Origin of the sequence: Halomonas sp. AOP43-D1-4, assembly GCF_052446175.1 — a bacterium.
Lineage (GTDB): Bacteria > Pseudomonadota > Gammaproteobacteria > Pseudomonadales > Halomonadaceae > Vreelandella > Vreelandella citrativorans.
Map to the genome: position 1 here is coordinate 54961 of NZ_JBQSVY010000012.1, position 16715 is coordinate 71675.

Here is a 16715-nt window from a genome sequence, read left to right on the forward strand (position 1 = left end):
GATAGTGGTATCAACGATCACGAGGTCAGCATGCTGTTAACCCCGACACTTGTGTTGGCTGGTTGTGAACGTACGCTTAATGCCCTGCTCGCTCGCGACCCTGCCGCACCGGCTCGCTTAGCGGCCCTGGCGGGCAGTCGGCTTTTGGTGCGTTTGGAAAAGCCGCATCTGCAACTGGTACTGCATTACCATTTGGCGGGTATTGACCTACTCCGTGGCGATGACGTAGACGAAGCCGATGTCGACGCAGTGGTAGAACTCACGCCTGAAACCTTCTCTGAATGGATCAGCGGCGCCTCCATTGAGCGGCTCATGTTTGACGGCAAGCTCGCGGTGCGCGGACGCCTTCATCTACTGGAAGCTACCCGCGACCTGCTGTTTGACCTGGATATCGACTGGGAAGCCGAGCTTGCCAATTGGTTGGGCGATATCCCCGCTCACTCGTTGGCCGAAGGCGTGCGCCGCCTGACGCGCTGGGGGCTGCGTACCAAAAATGAGCTTCTTCAGGATGTCTCAGAGTATGTATTTGAAGAAGCGCGTTTACTGCCAGGCCGTCAGCAGCGTGATGTGCTGCGTGACCACTTAACCGAACTTGAAGTGGCAACTGACCGTTTGGAAGCCCGCTTTAACCGACTCCATCGCCGCCTGGTGCGTGACTCATCGCTTGCCTCACAGGAGCCGTCGGCATGAGCCTGCGTCTGTTCAAAATTCTTTGGATTATTGCGCGCCACCGGCTAGACACTCTGATCCCCATGGAGCGGCTGCCGTTTTGGCTGCGAGCGCTTTTATGGTTTTCACCGCTGCGACTTTTTTCGGTTGGTCATCGCAGTCGTGGCGAGCGATTGCGCCTGGCGCTGGAAGCGCTGGGGCCTATTTTTATCAAATTTGGCCAGATGCTCTCCACGCGTCGAGACCTCTTGCCGGATGATGTCGCCAACGAGCTTAGGCGCCTACAGGATCAGGTGCCGCCCTTTCCGGGCGAACTTGCCGCCGCCCGGGTCGAAAAAGAGCTGGAGATGTCACTTGATGTAGCGTTCGCTGAATTCGAGCAGGCGCCACTTGCCTCGGCATCCATCGCTCAGGTACATGCGGCCAAGCTACATACCGGCGAAGAGGTGGTGGTTAAAATTATCCGCCCCGGTATCGACCGCATCATGCGCCAGGACATGGCGCTGATGTATCAAGTTGCCAAACTGTTTGCCAAGGTGCCTGAAGCCCGCCGACTGCGCCCGGTCGAAGTGATTCGCGACTATGAGGCCACGCTATTCGACGAACTGGACCTTTATAAAGAAGCGGCTAACACCTCACAGCTCAAGCGTAACTTCAAGGATTCGCCGCTGCTGTTTGTACCGACTATTTATTGGCCTTTCACACGTCGACACGTGATGGTTCAGGAGCGTATTCGCGGTGTACCCGTCGCGGATATGGAGACGCTGACCGCCCGTGGGGTCAACTTAAAGAAACTCGCTGAGCGCGGCGTAGAACTCTTTTTTACCCAGGTATTTCGCGACAACTTCTTCCACGCGGATATGCACCCGGGTAATATTTTTGTTAATTGCGATAATCCCGAAGATCCTCAATACATTGCGATCGACTGTGGGATTGTGGGCAGTTTAACCCGCGAGGATCAGGACTATCTCGCGCGTAACCTTTTGGCATTTTTCCATCAAGACTATTATGAAGTCGCCGCGCTGCACATCGAATCTGGCTGGGTGGGCGAGAATACTCGCGCGAATGAGTTTGCCGCGGCCATCCGCACCGTTTGCGAGCCGATCCTTGAAAAGCCTTTAAAAGACATTTCCTTTGGCCAAGTACTGTTAGGGCTTTTTCAAACGGCTCGGCGCTTTAATATGGAAGTCCAGCCTCAGTTGGTACTGCTGCAAAAGACCCTGCTCAATATTGAAGGCCTTGGCCGCCAGCTCTATCCGGAACTGGATCTATGGAGCACTGCCAAGCCCTATCTTGAGCAGTGGATGAAAGACCGCGCGGGCATTAGCGGGCTGTGGGAGTCGTTAAAGCGCCAAGCGCCTGAGCTTTCTCATCAGTTGCCTGAACTGCCCGTTCTTGCCCACCAGGCGCTGACCCGGATGGAAGTTGAACATCGCCAGCGTCACCAACAGGTCGACTCGATTCATCACATGCAGCGCCAAATGGCGGATCAAGGAAAACGCCATCACCGCTTACGGATTGGCCTGCTCCTGGTAGCGATTGCACTGGCCTGGCAGCCGCTTGTCAGTTGGGCCGCTACTCAAGATTGGCCGATTTTAGGCGCAGCCGCCATTGGCTTGCTGCTACTGTTATGGCAATAGCGTTGTTATAAACGTGGTTGGACGTTCGCACGTGGTGGGACTTTCACTTACGAATGATGATGCTCACTGTTGTAAAGGAGACTCATGAATACCTCTTTAACGTCTAATCACGCCCCCGTACTGGACACCCTCGCCGAGGCACTAAAGCAGCGGCGCAGCGCTTCTTCTGAAGATTCTTACGTTGCCTCCTTGCATCATAAGGGTTTGAACAAGATACTCGAAAAAGTGGGTGAAGAAGCCACCGAGACGCTGCTTGCCGCAAAGGATGCAGAACACGGCAGCCACGAGCAGCGCCAGGCTCTGGTCTCGGAAACCGCCGACCTCTGGTTCCATACGCTGGTTATGCTCTCTCACCTGGAGCTGGATCATCAGGATGTGTTAAACGAGTTGGCGCGGCGCTTTGGCATTTCCGGCCATGTCGAAAAAGCCGCACGTACGCCATAATAAATAACACGCATTTGAATTAACGAGGATACGCATATGTTAGGTGGCATCAGTATTTGGCAGCTGCTAATTGTCTTAGGCATCATTATTTTAATCTTCGGCACCAAAAAGCTACGCAATGTGGGCACCGACCTGGGCGGCGCGGTTAAAGGCTTTAAAAAAGCGGTGCATGAAGACGAGAAAGACGACGAAAAGAAAGACGCCGAGCCTCCACATGCCAAGGTTAGCCACGAAGAACCTGGCAACACTTATGACGTTCAGGCCGAAGAAAATCGCAAGGCCCGTAACGAAGAGCCCAAATAATTTATGTTGGATATCGGCTTTCTTGAACTGATGCTTGTCGGTGTCGTGGGACTACTGGTACTTGGCCCTGAGCGCCTCCCTCGGGCGGCGCGTACGGCAGGCCTTTGGGTTGGTAAAATCAAGCGCACGATATCCGGCATGCAGCGCGAAATTAGCGCGCAGCTTGAAGCAGAAGAGCTGCGCCAAACGCTGAACGAACAGCAAAAGACCATTAACGATAGTCTGAAGAGTGCTAAAAAAGACGTTGAGAGTATTCTCGACACTCCCTCCTCGCGCAGCACTTCTTCATCGGCAAGCCAGAGTGAAACGGAGCAACGTGTAGCCCAGGCAAGTGCCCAGTTGGATGAAGCGCAGCGGGAAGTAAACGAAGCGGCGCCCCATACCTCCAACGAGCCCTTAAAGGCGACCTCTAAAAAGGATAGTCAGAACCCATGAGTACCTCTGGCGACGCTCGGGAACCCCAGAACGATCAGCAGCAGGCCCCATTGATTGAGCATTTGATTGAGCTTCGCATGCGCCTTGTCCGTGCGGTGGTGGTCATTTTAGTGGTTTTTCTGGGCCTTTATGCTTTTGCCAATGATATCTATGGCTTTGTGGCCGAGCCGCTGATGGCTCTGCTACCGCCGGGTTCGCAGATGATTGCGACCGAAGTAGCCTCGCCCTTTCTGGCGCCCTTTAAGCTAACCCTGGTGGTCGCCGTTTTTATCGCTATACCCTTTGTACTGCATCAGGCATGGGCGTTTATCGCGCCAGGGCTATACGATAATGAAAAAGCCTTAGCCATCCCTATTCTGGTCTCAAGCATTGGGCTTTTTTATGCGGGTGCGGCTTTTGCCTACTATGTGGTGTTTCCGCTGCTGTTTGCCTTTTTCACCCAGGCCGGGCCTGAAAATGTCACGGTCATGACCGATATTAACCAGTACCTGAACTTTGTACTGAAGCTCTTTTTCGCCTTTGGCGTGGCGTTTGAAATCCCCATTGCGACCTTTTTGTTAATCCTGTCGGGCGCCACCAGCGTAGAGAGCCTTTCCAAAAAGCGGCCCTATGTTTTTCTGGGCTGCTTTGTCATAGGGATGCTGCTAACGCCGCCAGATGTGGTATCACAAAGCCTGCTGGCACTGCCCATGTATCTGCTTTACGAGGTAGGCCTGCTGTTTGGTCGTCTGGTGCGCAAGCGGCGTGATGAGCAAGCCACCAAGGAGCAGGAGCCGTAAACAGCGCTTCTATCACCTGAAAGCCGCATCGTTATTGACGTTATCACCACGTTAAAAAGCCTCTGTCATTATTCATGACAGAGGCTTTTTTATAGCGCAGCTTCTACCGCTTATTAGCCCATCATTTCGTCAATGCGGTCTACCAGCTTAAAAATACCGGTGGCGGCTTCACTGATACGCGTTGCCAGCATATAGGCGGGCGTGGTGACCACTCGGTGCTCAAGGTCGACCACGATGTCATCCACTGCGCAGCTGCGATGCAGGCCACCCATGGCGCTGATAGCCCCCGACACACTTGGGTCATGGCCCACGGTAACCGCAACACCCTCACCCAAAAGCCGTGGTACCAATACCGGCGCAATACACATTAACCCAATCGGTTTTTCCTCTTCCCGAAAGCCGGAAAGCGCGTCTTTTAGTGCCTCCAACACCTGCATGCCGTCCCCTGCGCTTGCAAAGTCAGACAAGTTCTTCGCCACGCCAAACCCACCCGGCACAATGACCGCGTCAAACTCATCAGCCTTTAGCTCAGTCATCGGCTGGATGTCGCCACGCGCAAGGCGCGCTGACTCCTGAAGCACGTTGCGTGACTCACCTTCTACAGCTTCCTGAGTGAGGTGGTTAACAACATGATGTTGCTCAATATCGGGCGCAAAGCAGCGATAACCGATGCCCAACTGGTCCAAACGCAACAGCGTTAACGTGGTTTCATAAATTTCAGAACCATCAAAAACGCCACAACCCGCTAATACCACTGCCACCTGTTTGGTCATGCCTATCTCCCTTATCGCAGTGTCTGCCGAATGCAATACAACAAAGCAATCGCTCACTTTAGTCAGTGTGGCGGTTTGCCACAAGACGGCTTTCGCCGTAAGACATGCCTGATATACTCAATCCAAGCCTATGGGCATCTTTATTTATGACCCTTTATTACGGAGAGATCTCTTGAGCACACTCACTCCCCGCCAGTTTCCCAACACTCGGCTGCGCCGCATGCGCCGCGATGATTTTTCCCGTAGGTTGATGCAGGAAGTGACCCTGACACCGTCTGATTTAATCTTGCCGGTGTTTGTTTTAGAGGGTGAAAATCAGCGTGAAGCCATCGCTTCCATGCCCGGCGTTGAGCGCCTGTCGATTGATTTATTGATTGCACAAGCCAGGGAAGCGTTTGCGTTAGGTATTCCCGCGCTGGCGCTCTTCCCAGTGGTAGGTACCGAGCAGAAAAGCGAGCTTGCCGAAGAGGCTTATAATGCCAACGGACTGGTTCAGCGCAGCGTGCGCGCGCTTAAAGAGGCGTTGCCTGAGCTGGGCATTATTACCGATGTCGCCCTGGACCCTTACACCAGTCACGGCCAGGACGGTATTTTAGATGAGCAAGGCTACGTTCAGAACGACCGCACGGTAGAAACACTGCTTAAGCAGGCGCTTTCCCATGCTGAAGCCGGGGCGGATGTTGTCGCGCCTTCAGACATGATGGATGGTCGCATTGGCGCTATCCGCCAAGTACTTGAGCAAGAGCTTCTGCACAATGTGCGGATCATGGCCTACAGCGCCAAGTACGCTTCCAAATACTACGGCCCATTTCGTGACGCGGTCGGCTCTGCGGCCAATCTAGGCAAAGCCGACAAACGTACCTACCAGATGGACCCGGCCAATAGCGATGAAGCGCTGCACGAAGTGGCCATGGATATCAGTGAAGGCGCTGACATGGTCATGGTGAAACCCGGCATGCCCTATCTGGACGTGGTGCATCGGGTTAAAACCGAGCTTAAAGTGCCCACCTTTGCCTATCAGGTAAGTGGTGAGTACGCCATGCACCGCGCCGCGTTCGATAACGGCTGGCTGGAAGCCGAGCCGGTGATCCTGGAATCACTGATGTGCTTTAAACGTGCCGGGGCCGACGGCATCTTGACGTATTTTGCACTGGAAGCCGCTCGACTATTGCAGAACCAACGCTAGAAGCCCGCCCTCAAGATGACAGATATATGACATTTTTCTGTCATCTTTCTCCCGCATACTGCTTTGCACGGCAGGTATCACGCTATGCTAGTTTGAAGCCATTAATGCGGGGGAGCCTTATATGGACGATCACGTTACACCATCTACAGCGCTATCACTTAGCGAACTACCCAACGTTGAAATGGATGGTTTACCGTTACGCATTAATCGTACGCCCAACGGTGTGCACGCCAAGGATACCCTTAGTGCAACCGATCTGGACGATCCCCAACTCTATTTAAACCGCGAGCTTTCCCACCTTCAATTTAATATTCGCGTTCTGGAACAGGCACTGGACGATGCGCATCCACTGCTTAATCGACTGATGTTCCTGCTTATTTTCTCATCCAACATGGATGAATTTTTTGAAATTCGCGTGGCGGGTTTAAAACACCAGATGGCCATGGGCGATGATACAACAGCGGCCGATGGCCGTTTGCCCAAGGCGGTGCTTGCTGAAATTTCCGAAATTGCCCACCAGCAGATCGCTCGTCAGTACAAAATTCTTAACGACACGCTGCTACCCGCCCTGGAGCAACAGGGCCTGCGTTTTCGGCGCCGCGCACAGTGGACCGAAGCGCAAAAGCAGTGGGTACATGAGATGTTTAATAACGAGATCATGCCCGTCATCAGCCCGATAGGTCTTGATCCTTCGCACCCCTTCCCACGGCTGGTCAATAAGAGCCTTAATTTTATTGTTGAGCTGGAAGGTAAAGATGCCTTTGGCCGCGCAGGCGGCATGGCAATTCTTCCTGCCCCTCGCTCGCTCCCGCGTTTAATGGCGCTTCCCAAAGCGCTCTGCGCCGAAGGCTACTCTGAATATATCTTCCTCTCCTCTATGATTCACGCCCATGCTGAGGAGCTATTTCCCGGTATGCGCGTGCGCGGCTGCTATCAATTCCGATTGACGCGCAACGCCGACATGACCGTCGACCCGGAAGAGGTTTCTGACCTGGCCTCGGCGCTGCGAGGCGAGCTACTGGCCCGCCGTTATGGAAGAGGCGTACGCCTGGAAGTCGCCGATAATTGCCCCGACGACTTGACCAACTTTTTAATGCGCCAGTTTGAGCTTGATGCCGAGGATCTCTATCGCGTTGAAGGGCCCGTTAACCTGACCCGCATGATGTCGGTGTTGGGAGACGTTGATCGCCCCGAACTGGTGTATCGCCCGTATACGCCGAGTGTGCCCAAGACGCTTAAAATCGGCTCCATGTTTGACTCGATTGCCAGAAACGATGTTTTGCTTCACCACCCCTTCCAGTCGTTCTCACCTATTGAGGAACTACTGCGTGAGGCGGCTCGCGACCCAAACGTTCTGGCCATTAAACAGACGCTTTACCGCACCGGCGCCGAATCGCCTATTGTGAGCGCGCTTGTGGATGCCGCGAGTCAAGGTAAGGAAGTCACCGTCGTTATCGAGCTACGCGCACGCTTTGACGAAGCGGATAACCTTCAGCTTGCCTCACGCCTACAGGAAGCCGGGGCCATCGTTATTTACGGCATTATGGCGTATAAAACCCACGCCAAGATGCTGCATATTGTCCGGCGTGAAAAGGGCGAGCTGCGCCACTACGCGCACATGGGCACGGGCAACTATCACTCTAAAACCGCCAAGCTTTACACCGACTACAGCCTGTTAACCGCCAACAAAGCGCTATGTGCCGATGTGCACAAGGTCTTCCAGCAGCTTTCAGGGATGGGCCGGGCGCGCAAAATTGATACGCTGCTGCACGCACCGTTTACGCTGCATGAGCGTTTGGTGGAGATGATTGACCGTGAAGCACAGCTGGCACAAAAGGGTAAACGCGGGCATATCATTATCAAGTGTAACTCACTCACCGAGCCCAGGCTGATTAAAGCGCTTTACCGTGCCTCCCAAGCGGGGGTTGAGTGCGATTTGATTATCCGTGGCATGTGCTGCCTAAAACCCAACCTTCCGGGCATTTCTGAAAACATTCGTGTGCGCTCGATTATTGGCCGTTTTCTGGAGCACACCCGGGTATTTCACTTCCATAACGACGGTAAATCGGAAACCTGGTGTTCAAGCGCTGACTTTATGTCGCGCAACATGTTCCACCGGGTAGAAACCTGCTTTCCGCTATTGGATAAAAAGCTCGCCGCCCGAGTGCGTAAAGACCTGGAAACCTACCTGGTCGATAATTGCCAGAGCTGGCTGCTGCAAAGCGATGGCTCCTATCGCTTACAGGACCCCGGTGATAGCGATGCGATCAGCGCTCAGGAGACCCTGCTTTACGCGTTCGCATCCAAAAGCTAGCACAATGTGCATGACTGGAAAAATCCAGTAAGCGCAGTAATGCCGTTAATAAACGGCTTTACTGCTGGCAAGCACGCTTCTCACACTTTTAAACTCATGCAAAGACGCCTACGCCAATAGCCAAGTACATGAGAGACTGTCATGATAAATCCTTTCAAATTGAAAGATATTATCCATGATTGAGTTACGCCACCTACGCACACTGCTTGCCCTACGTGAAACGGGTTCACTGGTGGAGGCCGCCGAACGCGTTCACCTTACCCAATCGGCCCTTTCGCACCAGCTCAAAGACCTGGAAGGCCGGGTTAACAGCCCGCTTTTTGTGCGTAAAACACGGCCCGTCGAGTTTACTCGGGCAGGTTTACGGCTATTAGCCCTGGCCGACCAGATACTTCCGGAAGTGCGCAAAGCCGAACGCGATGTGGCCCGGCTGGCGGGGAGCGAGCAGGGGCGGCTGCACATGGCCATTGAGTGCCACAGCTGCTTTCAATGGCTAATGCCTACCGTCGACTACTTTCGCGACCACTGGCCGGAAGTGGAAATTGATATTCCCAGCGGCCATCACTTTGACCCGCTACCAGCACTGGCACGCGAGCAGTTGGACTTGGTCATTACTGCCGACCCTCAGGCACTGGAGGGTGTTCACTATGCGCCGCTGTTTCGCTATGAAGGGCTTTTGGCCGTAGCGCGTCAGCACGCTTATGCAGGGAAGCTCTTTATCGAGCCTCAAGCCCTGGCAGACCAAACGCTGATCACCTACCCCGTAGAGCAGGCACGCCTGGATGTGTTTACGCAGTTTTTAGACCCGGCAAACGTACGTCCTCAGGAGATTCGCACCGCCGAACTTACCATCATGATGATGCAGTTGGTCGCCAGCGGCCGAGGCGTATGTGCCCTGCCCAACTGGGCGCTAACGGAGTATCTGGAGCGCGATTACGTCAGCGCCGTTAAGCTGGGTGAAAACGGCATTTGGAGCACGCTGTACGCGGCCGTTCGAGAAGAGACGCTGGAAGCGCCTTGGATGAAGGATTTTCTACGTACCGCACGTGAAACCTCGTTTGCGGTACTCACAGGCATTAAACCAGCGACTCACGACGAGGAATCAGCAACGTAAAGCGTGCGCCACCCAACGTAGGGCTGGTATCCACGGTGACGCTGCCGCCGTGGCCCGCCATAATCTTTTGCACGATAGAGAGGCCTAAACCGTAGCCTCCCAGGCTGCGGGCCCGACTATCGTCCAGCCGAGTAAACGGCTTAAAAATATCCACACGGGCATCTGCCGGAATGCCTGGACCGTCATCCTCAACATCAATACGCACTAGCTGATCTTCGCTCCAAAGCCGGATAATAAGGTGTTTTTTGCCATAGCGGCAGGCGTTACCCACCAGGTTTTGCAGCGCCCGCTGTAAATAGCGAGGCTCGGCTAAAAGCTCAATATCCGGCCCATCCGCCAGTTCAATAGTAAGCCCTTCATTGAGTGGCGCCAGCGTATCAATCACACGCTCGGCCATTGCCCGGCAGTCCACCAGCGCCATTTCAAGCTCGGCCCCGTTCACCGTTTCACCGCCCAAGCGAGCATAGGTAAGGATTTCATCCACCAACTCGTCAAGCTCCGAAATATCGGCATCAATTCCCTGCAACTGGCGCCGAATAGCGGGCTGATCAGTCATGTCCTCGACCATCTGTACGGCAAAGCGAATACGCGCCACCGGCGTGCGAAGCTCATGGGAGACCGCACGAATCATCTCTTGCTGGCCACGCAGCAGCGTTTGCACTTGGCTGGCCATGCCGTTAAACGCCATGCCTAACCGGCCCAGAAAGTCGTCACTTTCTATTTTTACGCGCGTTTCAAGACGGCCGCTGGCAATCCGGGTAGCCGCCAGTTCAAGGCGCGCCATACGTGCTTCGATGCTGCGCATAATCAGATAGATAATTAAACCCAGCACAGCCATGACACCAATCAACAGCGGCAATTGTAAATTCATGGGCAGCGTATCACCGCGCGAGACAGGACCAGCCATTAACCAGACGTCTTCATCGGGCAGTTGATAAAGCAGGCTAACGGCCAGTTTTTCGGATACGAGCAGCGTTAATACGTTGCCTAACACCAGTTGGCTTTGCTGCTGAGACGTTATGTTATCGGGCAGCGTATTAAGCAGAGTGAGCGGCCAGTTGCCGGAACGCAGCGACGTCAGGTTGGCTTCTCGCTCGTCACGTGGCAAGGCTTTTAGCCACTCGCCCAGCAGCAGCAGGCTGCCCTCCCATTGGCGTTCGCTCCAGGCAGGCAGGGTCGCTTCCAAAAACCATTGGCTTTCAGGCACTCGCTGACGAAGACGCCAAGGATCTTCAGTCACCAATACGCTACCACGCTCAATACGTTTATCAGCGAAGTAGCCAAGCTCTACCTCACTCATACGCCGCAAAGTAAGCTGCATACCCAGCCGCTCGGCAAAGTAATTAACCAGCGAATTTCTTTCTTCTTCGGAGGCATCGGCCAGTTGCTGGGTCATTAATGACATGGGCAGTGCTGCCAACTGCTCGTGGTAATCCTCACGTCGTACTTGTTCAATAAAAGAGCGGCCGCCGAGCGCGATGAGCAGTACGACACAAAGCGCCAAGCCTAGCAGTAGATAGAATTTTAAAAACGCGCTATGGCTAAGCAGCCGCTGCATAAATCCTTTTCCTTTCCTGTGTTGATCAGCTGTCCTTCACGAAAAGGTAGCCTTTGCTGCGCACTGTCTTGATTCGATGAGGCTGGTTGGGGTCATCGCCCACCTTGGGGCGAATACGCGATACGCGTACATCGATAGAACGATCCTGACCATCGTACTTAATGCCACGTAACTCATTGAAGATCTCTTCACGGGTCAATACCCGGCCCGCATTGCGGGCAAGTAACCACAACAGGTCGAACTCGGCGCTGGTTAAATCAATACGTTCACCGGCAAGCCACGCTTCTCGGGTCGCATTATCAATTTCCAAATTTTCAAACCGTAGGCGCATTTCGCCATTGGGCGCAGGGCCATCTGCACGCCGTAACAAGGCACGCATACGGGCGAGCAACACACGAGGCTGCACCGGTTTGGGCACATAGTCATCTGCCCCCATTTCCAACCCAAGGATTTGGTCCACGTCGTCAGTACGTGCCGTCAACATCATGATGGGGCCCGCAAAATTGGGCCGCACTCGGCGACAAATCGACAAACCATCCTCGCCGGGCAACATCAAATCCAAAATGACCAAGTCAGGCTGTAGCGTAAGAATGCGGTCCATCCCTTTCACCCCATCGGCCTCTAGCGTGACCTGGAAACCGTTGGCTTCCAGATAGTCGCGAGTCAGCTCAGCCAAGCGCTGATCATCCTCTATGATCAGAATATGATCCTGAACGGGATAGTCAGGCATAACGGTTTCTTGTGACCCAAGCGCCTGAAATTTCTGTTCCAAGTGATTATCCATCTTATCCTTCACTCCGCTTAGGCAGTTAGTCATTCATGTCGTCAGTCGTTCTCAAAAGGTAGCCGGTTACCTGTTCACAGGATACCTCAAAACCCAGCAAACACTTCTTCTGAGCAGTAGCCGCTTTTCTCTACTCGCCGTCGCACACCGCTTGATTCTTCCAAAACAGAGGACTAATGTAGACAGCGGACTGTCGACAATCTGGCTGGAGGAGTAAGCCATGAAAGATGGTAAAGCTAAAAGTGTTATCAAGCGTGTTTATGTTCCTACTCAAGTGCGCGATTTACCCAATGGGGAAAGAGTAACCATCCCTGGCCACTATAAAGCGCCGCCCAGTAATGGAAACAGTGCGTAATGGTACATACTTATAGAAAAGGCAGGCGCGATGCCTGCCTTTTTTAAAGCCGATATTTGCAGCGCCACCGCTAACCGGCAGCGCAGCCTTTAGCCCGCCTGGCTATCCTTTGGGCCCTAATAGTAGCCATGCAATCAGGCCTACCAGTGGGAAGATCAGCAGCGCTAATATCCACAGCACTTTAGCCAGACCGCCTGCTGAACTTTTAGCAACTTTGACAATGGCCCAAATAATAATAATGAGCCAAATCAGACCGAGTAATCCACCGACTTCAATACCCATAGCCACTCCTTGCCTATTTGTTTCCGTGGGCTTTTAGCTAAGCACACCAATACACTATTCACAAGTATCGCTTATGCATCGGGTAGGCTCAGAACCATTTCGCCACTGCGTATTTCAATATTCAGCAGATGCAAAAAACTCATCCCCAGCAGCACGACATGGTTCTCCATGCCGGGGCTGATGGAGCCTTGTACATTGCGGATATTGATCCCCCCCAGCGTTACTTCATCAAGCTGAGTAAGGTTTCCTTGTACGCGACCGTTGGCCGTATTAAACCAGGCGCTGCGCCCACGTTCGAGCCCCAACCGATTGGCCAGCTCATCTGAAACGGCCACATAGGTAGCGCCGGTATCCAGTAAAAACGTCACCGGCTCACCATTAATTTCGCCCGGTGCTTCAAAGTGCCCCGAACGGTTACGCTGTAAAGTAACGGGGCCGCCGTCAGTCGCAGTCTGCACGATATGGGCATTAGGGTTCAGTATTTTTTCCATCCCCCCATCCAGCCACCAGGTACCCAAGCCGATTAACAGTACCCAGAAAAGCAGCATCATCACGATGCTGCCACGCTGTGCTGTCTGCATTATGTGCTCCCCGTTTGCGGTATATTAAGCGCTCTGCCACGCGATGGCGGCATCACGCCCTCGTCGCTCATTAACGTTTGCACAAATCAGCATTGCGATAACAAACAGGCCTGCACATAAAAGGATAGACGCTTGTAGGCCAACCATCGTTTGCAGTACACCCAGCATCACGATGCCCATCACGCCTGCCAATTTATTCGCCAGACCCCAAAAGCCAAAAAATTCAGCCGATTTTTCAAGCGGTGAAAACACACCTACCAAGGCGCGGCTTGCCGACTGACTAGACCCTAAACTGAGCCCCGCCAGGCAACCAACCGCTAGAAAGACATGCTGTGCCTGCCACTGCCAACCAAAACGCACATTGGCCCAAGCGGTTATTTCGGGCGTTGCCCAAATGGCAATAATCGCAATCACCCACAGGCCAAGCGTTATTTGATAGGTGTGTTTCGCGCCTAACCGATCCTGAAGCCAGCCAAACCCGAGCGCTCCGGCCGCCGCGGTTATCTGAACGATAATAAACATGATATTACGTACGCTTTCATCCCAGCCAATCACCTGGGCGCCATAGATAAACGCAAACGCAATAATGATGTAGACCCCCGCCATGGAAAACAGCAGCGAGACCAGGAACACACTCAAGTCTTTGAAATAGCGCAACTCATGCAGGGTTGAACGTACGCGCTGTTGAGCAATATCCCAATACGCCACCCCAGAAGGTTTGGGCGTGCCGCGCTCTTTAAGCCACAGGAAGGTGGGAATAGCGGTAATCAAGAAAAAACCGGCCGCGAAGGGCCCCACCCAGCGGATACGCTCATAGTTTTCAACGGTTGCCTCCCCCAGTACGACGAGGGTAAAGCCCGCCGCAAACAGTCCGCCAATATACCCAAGCGACCAGCCAAACCCGGAAATCTTGCCAAGCTTTTCAGGCGGCCCAAGCTCCGGTAGAAAGGCCGCAATAAAGGACTCCCCCATGGAGTAGGCGTAATTGGACAGCACAATCAGGACAAGCCCCAGCACGACATAGCCGGGAGATACAAAGTAAAGCATCGCGGTGGTGACGACCGTGGCCAGATAGCTAAAAAACAGAAAGCGTTTTTTCTCGGCCCGATAATCCATAATCGCACCGCAAAGTGGGGCCGTTACGACCACCATTAAATAGCTGACCGCTAGCGCCAAGCTCCATAGAAAGTTGGCCAGCCGAAAACCATCGCCTCGATCCCCTACAATCACGGTGGTAAACAACTCACCAAACACCACCGTAATGATCAGCAAGGTGTACGCCTGATTAGCGAAATCAAACATGGCCCAGCCGAATATTTCGCGGCGTGAAGCGTAGGAAGAAGCAGCCTTGGCAGCATCATTTAGCAACATCGGGAGTCTCTCTTTAGGGGCAGTGGCAAGCCTGCACATTAGCGCCTGTAAGGTATGACAAAACGCTTAAAGCTTACTGTATAAGCAAACGCCCGGCTTATCGCCGGGCGCTTTGACTGCATTTCAATCAGGACTGCGTTACACCAGGTTGGCCTACAAAAGCCAATGTGCCAGGACAGCCGACAGACCAATCACCAGTGCCGTTACAACGGCGACCGTAACGACGCGGTCCAGCCAGCGATCCAACCAACGCTCAAGCGCCTGCCCCTTGGGCTGGCGTCGTGTTGCACCGTGGCGTCCTCGCCGAGCCATCAGCATCCTCGCTCCATGTGTTTGCTCCTGAAGACCTGATTAAGTTCACCTAGCTATTAATACGCCGATTGATAACATTCGGTGCACGGCGTAAGCGCTCCTCTTCGCCCATCTGCTCAGCTTCAAAGGCATCGGCGCCAACAGGCGTTTCACCGTGGCGACGATAAAGCTGGGTCAACATAGCCTTACGGTCTGCGCGTAGCTCACGTACCAGCACAATGACCATCATATACAGAATAAAGGTAAACGGTAGTGCCGACAGCACCGCTGCTGACTGAAGCCCGGAAAGGCCTCCCGCCACAATCAACGTTAAACAAATTGCCGCAATCAGCCCCCCCCAGATAATACGTTTATAAAGCGGGGGATTAATAGAGCCGTTGTCGGTCATCTGCGCCACGATATAAGAAGCAGAGTCGGCCGATGTTACCAAAAAGATAAAGATGAGCATCATGGCAACAACAGAAAGTACGTTAGAGAACGGCATCAGCTCGAACATTTTAAACAGCGCCACGGTGATATTTTCCTGAGTGGCGGCCGCTAAGCCTACATTTGTGCCGTTAAGCTCCATGTTTAGCGCTGCTCCCCCAAATACGCCAATCCAGAGACAAGCCAACAGCGGCGGAACCAGCAATACACCAAACACATACTCTTTAATCGTACGGCCACGGGACACGCGCGCAATAAACGTACCTACAAACGGTGACCATGCAATGACCCAGGCCCAATAGAAAATCGTCCAGCTACTGGCCCACTCATTATCACTATACGGGGAGATACGTAGGCTCATCCCAATAAAGTTCTGAAGGTAGTCACCAATGCCTAGCGTAATCGTTTCAAGGATCGCAATGGTCGGGCCGGTCACCAAGACATACACCATTAGCCCGATGCACAGCACCATGTTCAGGTTTGAAAGGCGCTTAATACCTTTATCAAGCCCGGACCAGGTCGACGCCATATAGGCGCAGAACATCACCAACAGAATAATAAACTGCCAAAACCCATTTTCAGGCAGGCCAAAAACAGCGTTCAAGCCGCCGTTCATCTGTAGTACCCCAAGCCCTAGCGAGGTAGCCACCCCCATCACGGTCGCGACAACCGCAAACACATCAAGCCACGAGGCATACGGGCGAAGCCGTGGCCTTTTAGCGGTAACGGATGAGAGCACCGATGACACAAGCCCTGCCTGACCTTTACGGAACTGAAAATAGGCAATGATCAGGCCCACCACCGAAAAGGCCGCCCATTGATGAATACCCCAGTTGAAGTAGCTGTATTGAATGGCATAGCGGGCGGCTGCTTCTGTTTCGGCGGGCACATCACCGTAGGGCGGCTCAATATAGTGCGACATGGGTTCGGCCATGCCATAAAACACAAGCCCTACGCCAAACCCGGCCGCCAGCAGCATGCTGATCCATGAGAAAAAAGTGTAGTTGGGCGTACTGTCCTGAGGCCCTAAACGTACCTTGCCATACTTGCTAAAGGCGAGTGAAAACAGGAACACAACAAACCCAAATACAGAGAACAGATAAAACCAACCAAAAAGCCGTGTTACCGATGCGAGAGCCGACTCGGCTGCACCTCCGAACCCTTCGGGAAAGGCTGCGCCCACTACTACCAGGCTGAAAATGATGACAGCCGATGCAATAAACACCGACTTTCCTCCATGATTTGCCATACAACCACCTTGTTAGATAAGTAATTGAATGAAAGAAACTATACATAGACGTTGTAACCCTAGCGGGTTAACGATGTTTATGTACAGTCTTCGTTTATTCATGAAGGGCATGCGTATTTAACGCCGTTATCTAAATGGGC

At 53.3% G+C, this 16715-nt stretch carries 18 protein-coding genes; 10 read left to right on the top strand and 8 right to left on the bottom strand.

Going from position 1 to position 16715, the window contains the following annotated elements:
* The first annotated feature begins 30 nt into the window (after positions 1-30).
* The 6 genes from ACT3RQ_RS13830 to tatC all read left to right on the top strand — a co-directional run bounded on the left by ACT3RQ_RS13830 (position 31) and on the right by tatC (position 4270).
* Positions 31-690 (top strand): ubiquinone biosynthesis accessory factor UbiJ, encoded by a 660-nt coding sequence (locus ACT3RQ_RS13830; RefSeq protein WP_087105919.1) that lies wholly within the window; start codon positions 31-33, stop codon positions 688-690.
* Complete coding sequence (gene ubiB / locus ACT3RQ_RS13835; RefSeq protein WP_193053295.1) at positions 687-2309, top strand: ubiquinone biosynthesis regulatory protein kinase UbiB; 1623 nt, start codon at positions 687-689, stop codon at positions 2307-2309. Before ACT3RQ_RS13830 ends, ubiB begins: the two co-directional genes overlap by 4 nt.
* 84 nt (positions 2310-2393) lie before the next feature.
* Positions 2394-2753, top strand: a complete 360-nt coding sequence (locus ACT3RQ_RS13840; RefSeq protein ID WP_444680679.1) for a phosphoribosyl-ATP diphosphatase — start codon at positions 2394-2396, stop codon at positions 2751-2753.
* A gap of 36 nt (positions 2754-2789) precedes the next feature.
* Positions 2790-3056 (top strand): Sec-independent protein translocase subunit TatA, encoded by a 267-nt coding sequence (gene tatA / locus ACT3RQ_RS13845; protein WP_193053297.1) that lies wholly within the window; start codon positions 2790-2792, stop codon positions 3054-3056.
* Between the two features lie 3 nt (positions 3057-3059).
* Positions 3060-3491 (top strand): Sec-independent protein translocase protein TatB, encoded by a 432-nt coding sequence (gene tatB, locus ACT3RQ_RS13850; RefSeq protein ID WP_193056847.1) that lies wholly within the window; start codon positions 3060-3062, stop codon positions 3489-3491.
* Entirely contained in the window at positions 3488-4270 is a 783-nt protein-coding gene (gene tatC / locus ACT3RQ_RS13855; protein ID WP_172117381.1) for a twin-arginine translocase subunit TatC, read from the top strand. The genes tatB and tatC overlap by 4 nt, the downstream gene beginning before the upstream one ends.
* 113 nt (positions 4271-4383) lie before the next feature.
* Here the strand turns inward: tatC and elbB are convergent, their stop codons facing one another.
* On the bottom strand, positions 4384-5043 hold the full coding sequence (elbB, locus tag ACT3RQ_RS13860; protein ID WP_444640175.1) for an isoprenoid biosynthesis glyoxalase ElbB: 660 nt from the start codon (positions 5041-5043) through the stop codon (positions 4384-4386).
* Between the two features lie 172 nt (positions 5044-5215).
* On the opposite strand from elbB, the gene hemB reads away from it, so the two are divergent.
* The 3 genes from hemB to ACT3RQ_RS13875 all read left to right on the top strand — a co-directional run bounded on the left by hemB (position 5216) and on the right by ACT3RQ_RS13875 (position 9657).
* On the top strand, positions 5216-6229 hold the full coding sequence (gene hemB, locus ACT3RQ_RS13865; protein WP_444640176.1) for a porphobilinogen synthase: 1014 nt from the start codon (positions 5216-5218) through the stop codon (positions 6227-6229).
* Positions 6230-6350: 121 nt separating this feature from the next.
* A complete protein-coding gene (gene ppk1 / locus ACT3RQ_RS13870) occupies positions 6351-8543 on the top strand; it encodes a polyphosphate kinase 1 (protein WP_444680680.1) in 2193 nt (730 codons plus the stop codon).
* Positions 8544-8718: 175 nt separating this feature from the next.
* A complete protein-coding gene (locus ACT3RQ_RS13875; protein WP_172117377.1) occupies positions 8719-9657 on the top strand; it encodes a LysR family transcriptional regulator in 939 nt (312 codons plus the stop codon).
* Here ACT3RQ_RS13875 and ACT3RQ_RS13880 read toward each other — a convergent pair.
* A complete protein-coding gene (locus ACT3RQ_RS13880; protein ID WP_444680681.1) occupies positions 9620-11215 on the bottom strand; it encodes an ATP-binding protein in 1596 nt (531 codons plus the stop codon). The genes ACT3RQ_RS13875 and ACT3RQ_RS13880 overlap by 38 nt on opposite strands.
* Before the next feature lie 25 nt (positions 11216-11240).
* Positions 11241-11999 (bottom strand): winged helix-turn-helix domain-containing protein, encoded by a 759-nt coding sequence (locus ACT3RQ_RS13885; protein ID WP_319941254.1) that lies wholly within the window; start codon positions 11997-11999, stop codon positions 11241-11243.
* A 220-nt stretch (positions 12000-12219) separates the two neighbouring features.
* Between ACT3RQ_RS13885 and ACT3RQ_RS13890 the strand changes: the two genes are divergently transcribed.
* Positions 12220-12354: a hypothetical protein gene (locus ACT3RQ_RS13890; RefSeq protein ID WP_254908543.1), complete on the top strand. Its 135-nt coding sequence runs from the start codon at positions 12220-12222 to the stop codon at positions 12352-12354.
* 102 nt (positions 12355-12456) lie between these two features.
* Here ACT3RQ_RS13890 and ACT3RQ_RS13895 read toward each other — a convergent pair whose 3' ends face one another.
* From ACT3RQ_RS13895 to ACT3RQ_RS13915, 5 genes are all read right to left on the bottom strand, one after another.
* Complete coding sequence (locus ACT3RQ_RS13895; RefSeq protein WP_172117375.1) at positions 12457-12636, bottom strand: PLDc N-terminal domain-containing protein; 180 nt, start codon at positions 12634-12636, stop codon at positions 12457-12459.
* A gap of 71 nt (positions 12637-12707) precedes the next feature.
* A complete protein-coding gene (locus ACT3RQ_RS13900) occupies positions 12708-13217 on the bottom strand; it encodes a retropepsin-like aspartic protease family protein (RefSeq protein WP_172117374.1) in 510 nt (169 codons plus the stop codon).
* 24 nt (positions 13218-13241) lie between these two features.
* On the bottom strand, positions 13242-14588 hold the full coding sequence (locus tag ACT3RQ_RS13905) for an MFS transporter (RefSeq protein WP_444640178.1): 1347 nt from the start codon (positions 14586-14588) through the stop codon (positions 13242-13244).
* A 153-nt stretch (positions 14589-14741) separates the two neighbouring features.
* Positions 14742-14906, bottom strand: a complete 165-nt coding sequence (locus ACT3RQ_RS13910) for a hypothetical protein (protein WP_172117332.1) — start codon at positions 14904-14906, stop codon at positions 14742-14744.
* Positions 14907-14949: 43 nt separating this feature from the next.
* Positions 14950-16575: a BCCT family transporter gene (locus ACT3RQ_RS13915; protein WP_444680682.1), complete on the bottom strand. Its 1626-nt coding sequence runs from the start codon at positions 16573-16575 to the stop codon at positions 14950-14952.
* Positions 16576-16715 lie beyond the last annotated feature (140 nt).

Bases quoted from the DNA above. Each gene is read 5' to 3' on its own strand.
- elbB (WP_444640175.1), bottom strand. From the start codon at position 5,043: ATGACCAAACAGGTGGCAGTGGTATTAGCGGGTTGTGGCGTTTTTGAT.
- ACT3RQ_RS13880 (WP_444680681.1), bottom strand. From the start codon at position 11,215: ATGCAGCGGCTGCTTAGCCATAGCGCGTTTTTAAAATTCTATCTACTG.
- ACT3RQ_RS13890 (WP_254908543.1), top strand. From the start codon at position 12,220: ATGAAAGATGGTAAAGCTAAAAGTGTTATCAAGCGTGTTTATGTTCCT.
- tatA (WP_193053297.1), top strand. From the start codon at position 2,790: ATGTTAGGTGGCATCAGTATTTGGCAGCTGCTAATTGTCTTAGGCATC.
- ACT3RQ_RS13885 (WP_319941254.1), bottom strand. From the start codon at position 11,999: ATGGATAATCACTTGGAACAGAAATTTCAGGCGCTTGGGTCACAAGAA.
- ACT3RQ_RS13840 (WP_444680679.1), top strand. From the start codon at position 2,394: ATGAATACCTCTTTAACGTCTAATCACGCCCCCGTACTGGACACCCTC.
- ubiB (WP_193053295.1), top strand. From the start codon at position 687: ATGAGCCTGCGTCTGTTCAAAATTCTTTGGATTATTGCGCGCCACCGG.
- ACT3RQ_RS13915 (WP_444680682.1), bottom strand. From the start codon at position 16,575: ATGGCAAATCATGGAGGAAAGTCGGTGTTTATTGCATCGGCTGTCATC.
- ACT3RQ_RS13895 (WP_172117375.1), bottom strand. From the start codon at position 12,636: ATGGGTATTGAAGTCGGTGGATTACTCGGTCTGATTTGGCTCATTATT.
- ACT3RQ_RS13910 (WP_172117332.1), bottom strand. From the start codon at position 14,906: ATGCTGATGGCTCGGCGAGGACGCCACGGTGCAACACGACGCCAGCCC.
- tatC (WP_172117381.1), top strand. From the start codon at position 3,488: ATGAGTACCTCTGGCGACGCTCGGGAACCCCAGAACGATCAGCAGCAG.
- tatB (WP_193056847.1), top strand. From the start codon at position 3,060: ATGTTGGATATCGGCTTTCTTGAACTGATGCTTGTCGGTGTCGTGGGA.
- ACT3RQ_RS13875 (WP_172117377.1), top strand. From the start codon at position 8,719: ATGATTGAGTTACGCCACCTACGCACACTGCTTGCCCTACGTGAAACG.
- ACT3RQ_RS13830 (WP_087105919.1), top strand. From the start codon at position 31: ATGCTGTTAACCCCGACACTTGTGTTGGCTGGTTGTGAACGTACGCTT.
- ACT3RQ_RS13900 (WP_172117374.1), bottom strand. From the start codon at position 13,217: ATGCAGACAGCACAGCGTGGCAGCATCGTGATGATGCTGCTTTTCTGG.
- ppk1 (WP_444680680.1), top strand. From the start codon at position 6,351: ATGGACGATCACGTTACACCATCTACAGCGCTATCACTTAGCGAACTA.
- ACT3RQ_RS13905 (WP_444640178.1), bottom strand. From the start codon at position 14,588: ATGTTGCTAAATGATGCTGCCAAGGCTGCTTCTTCCTACGCTTCACGC.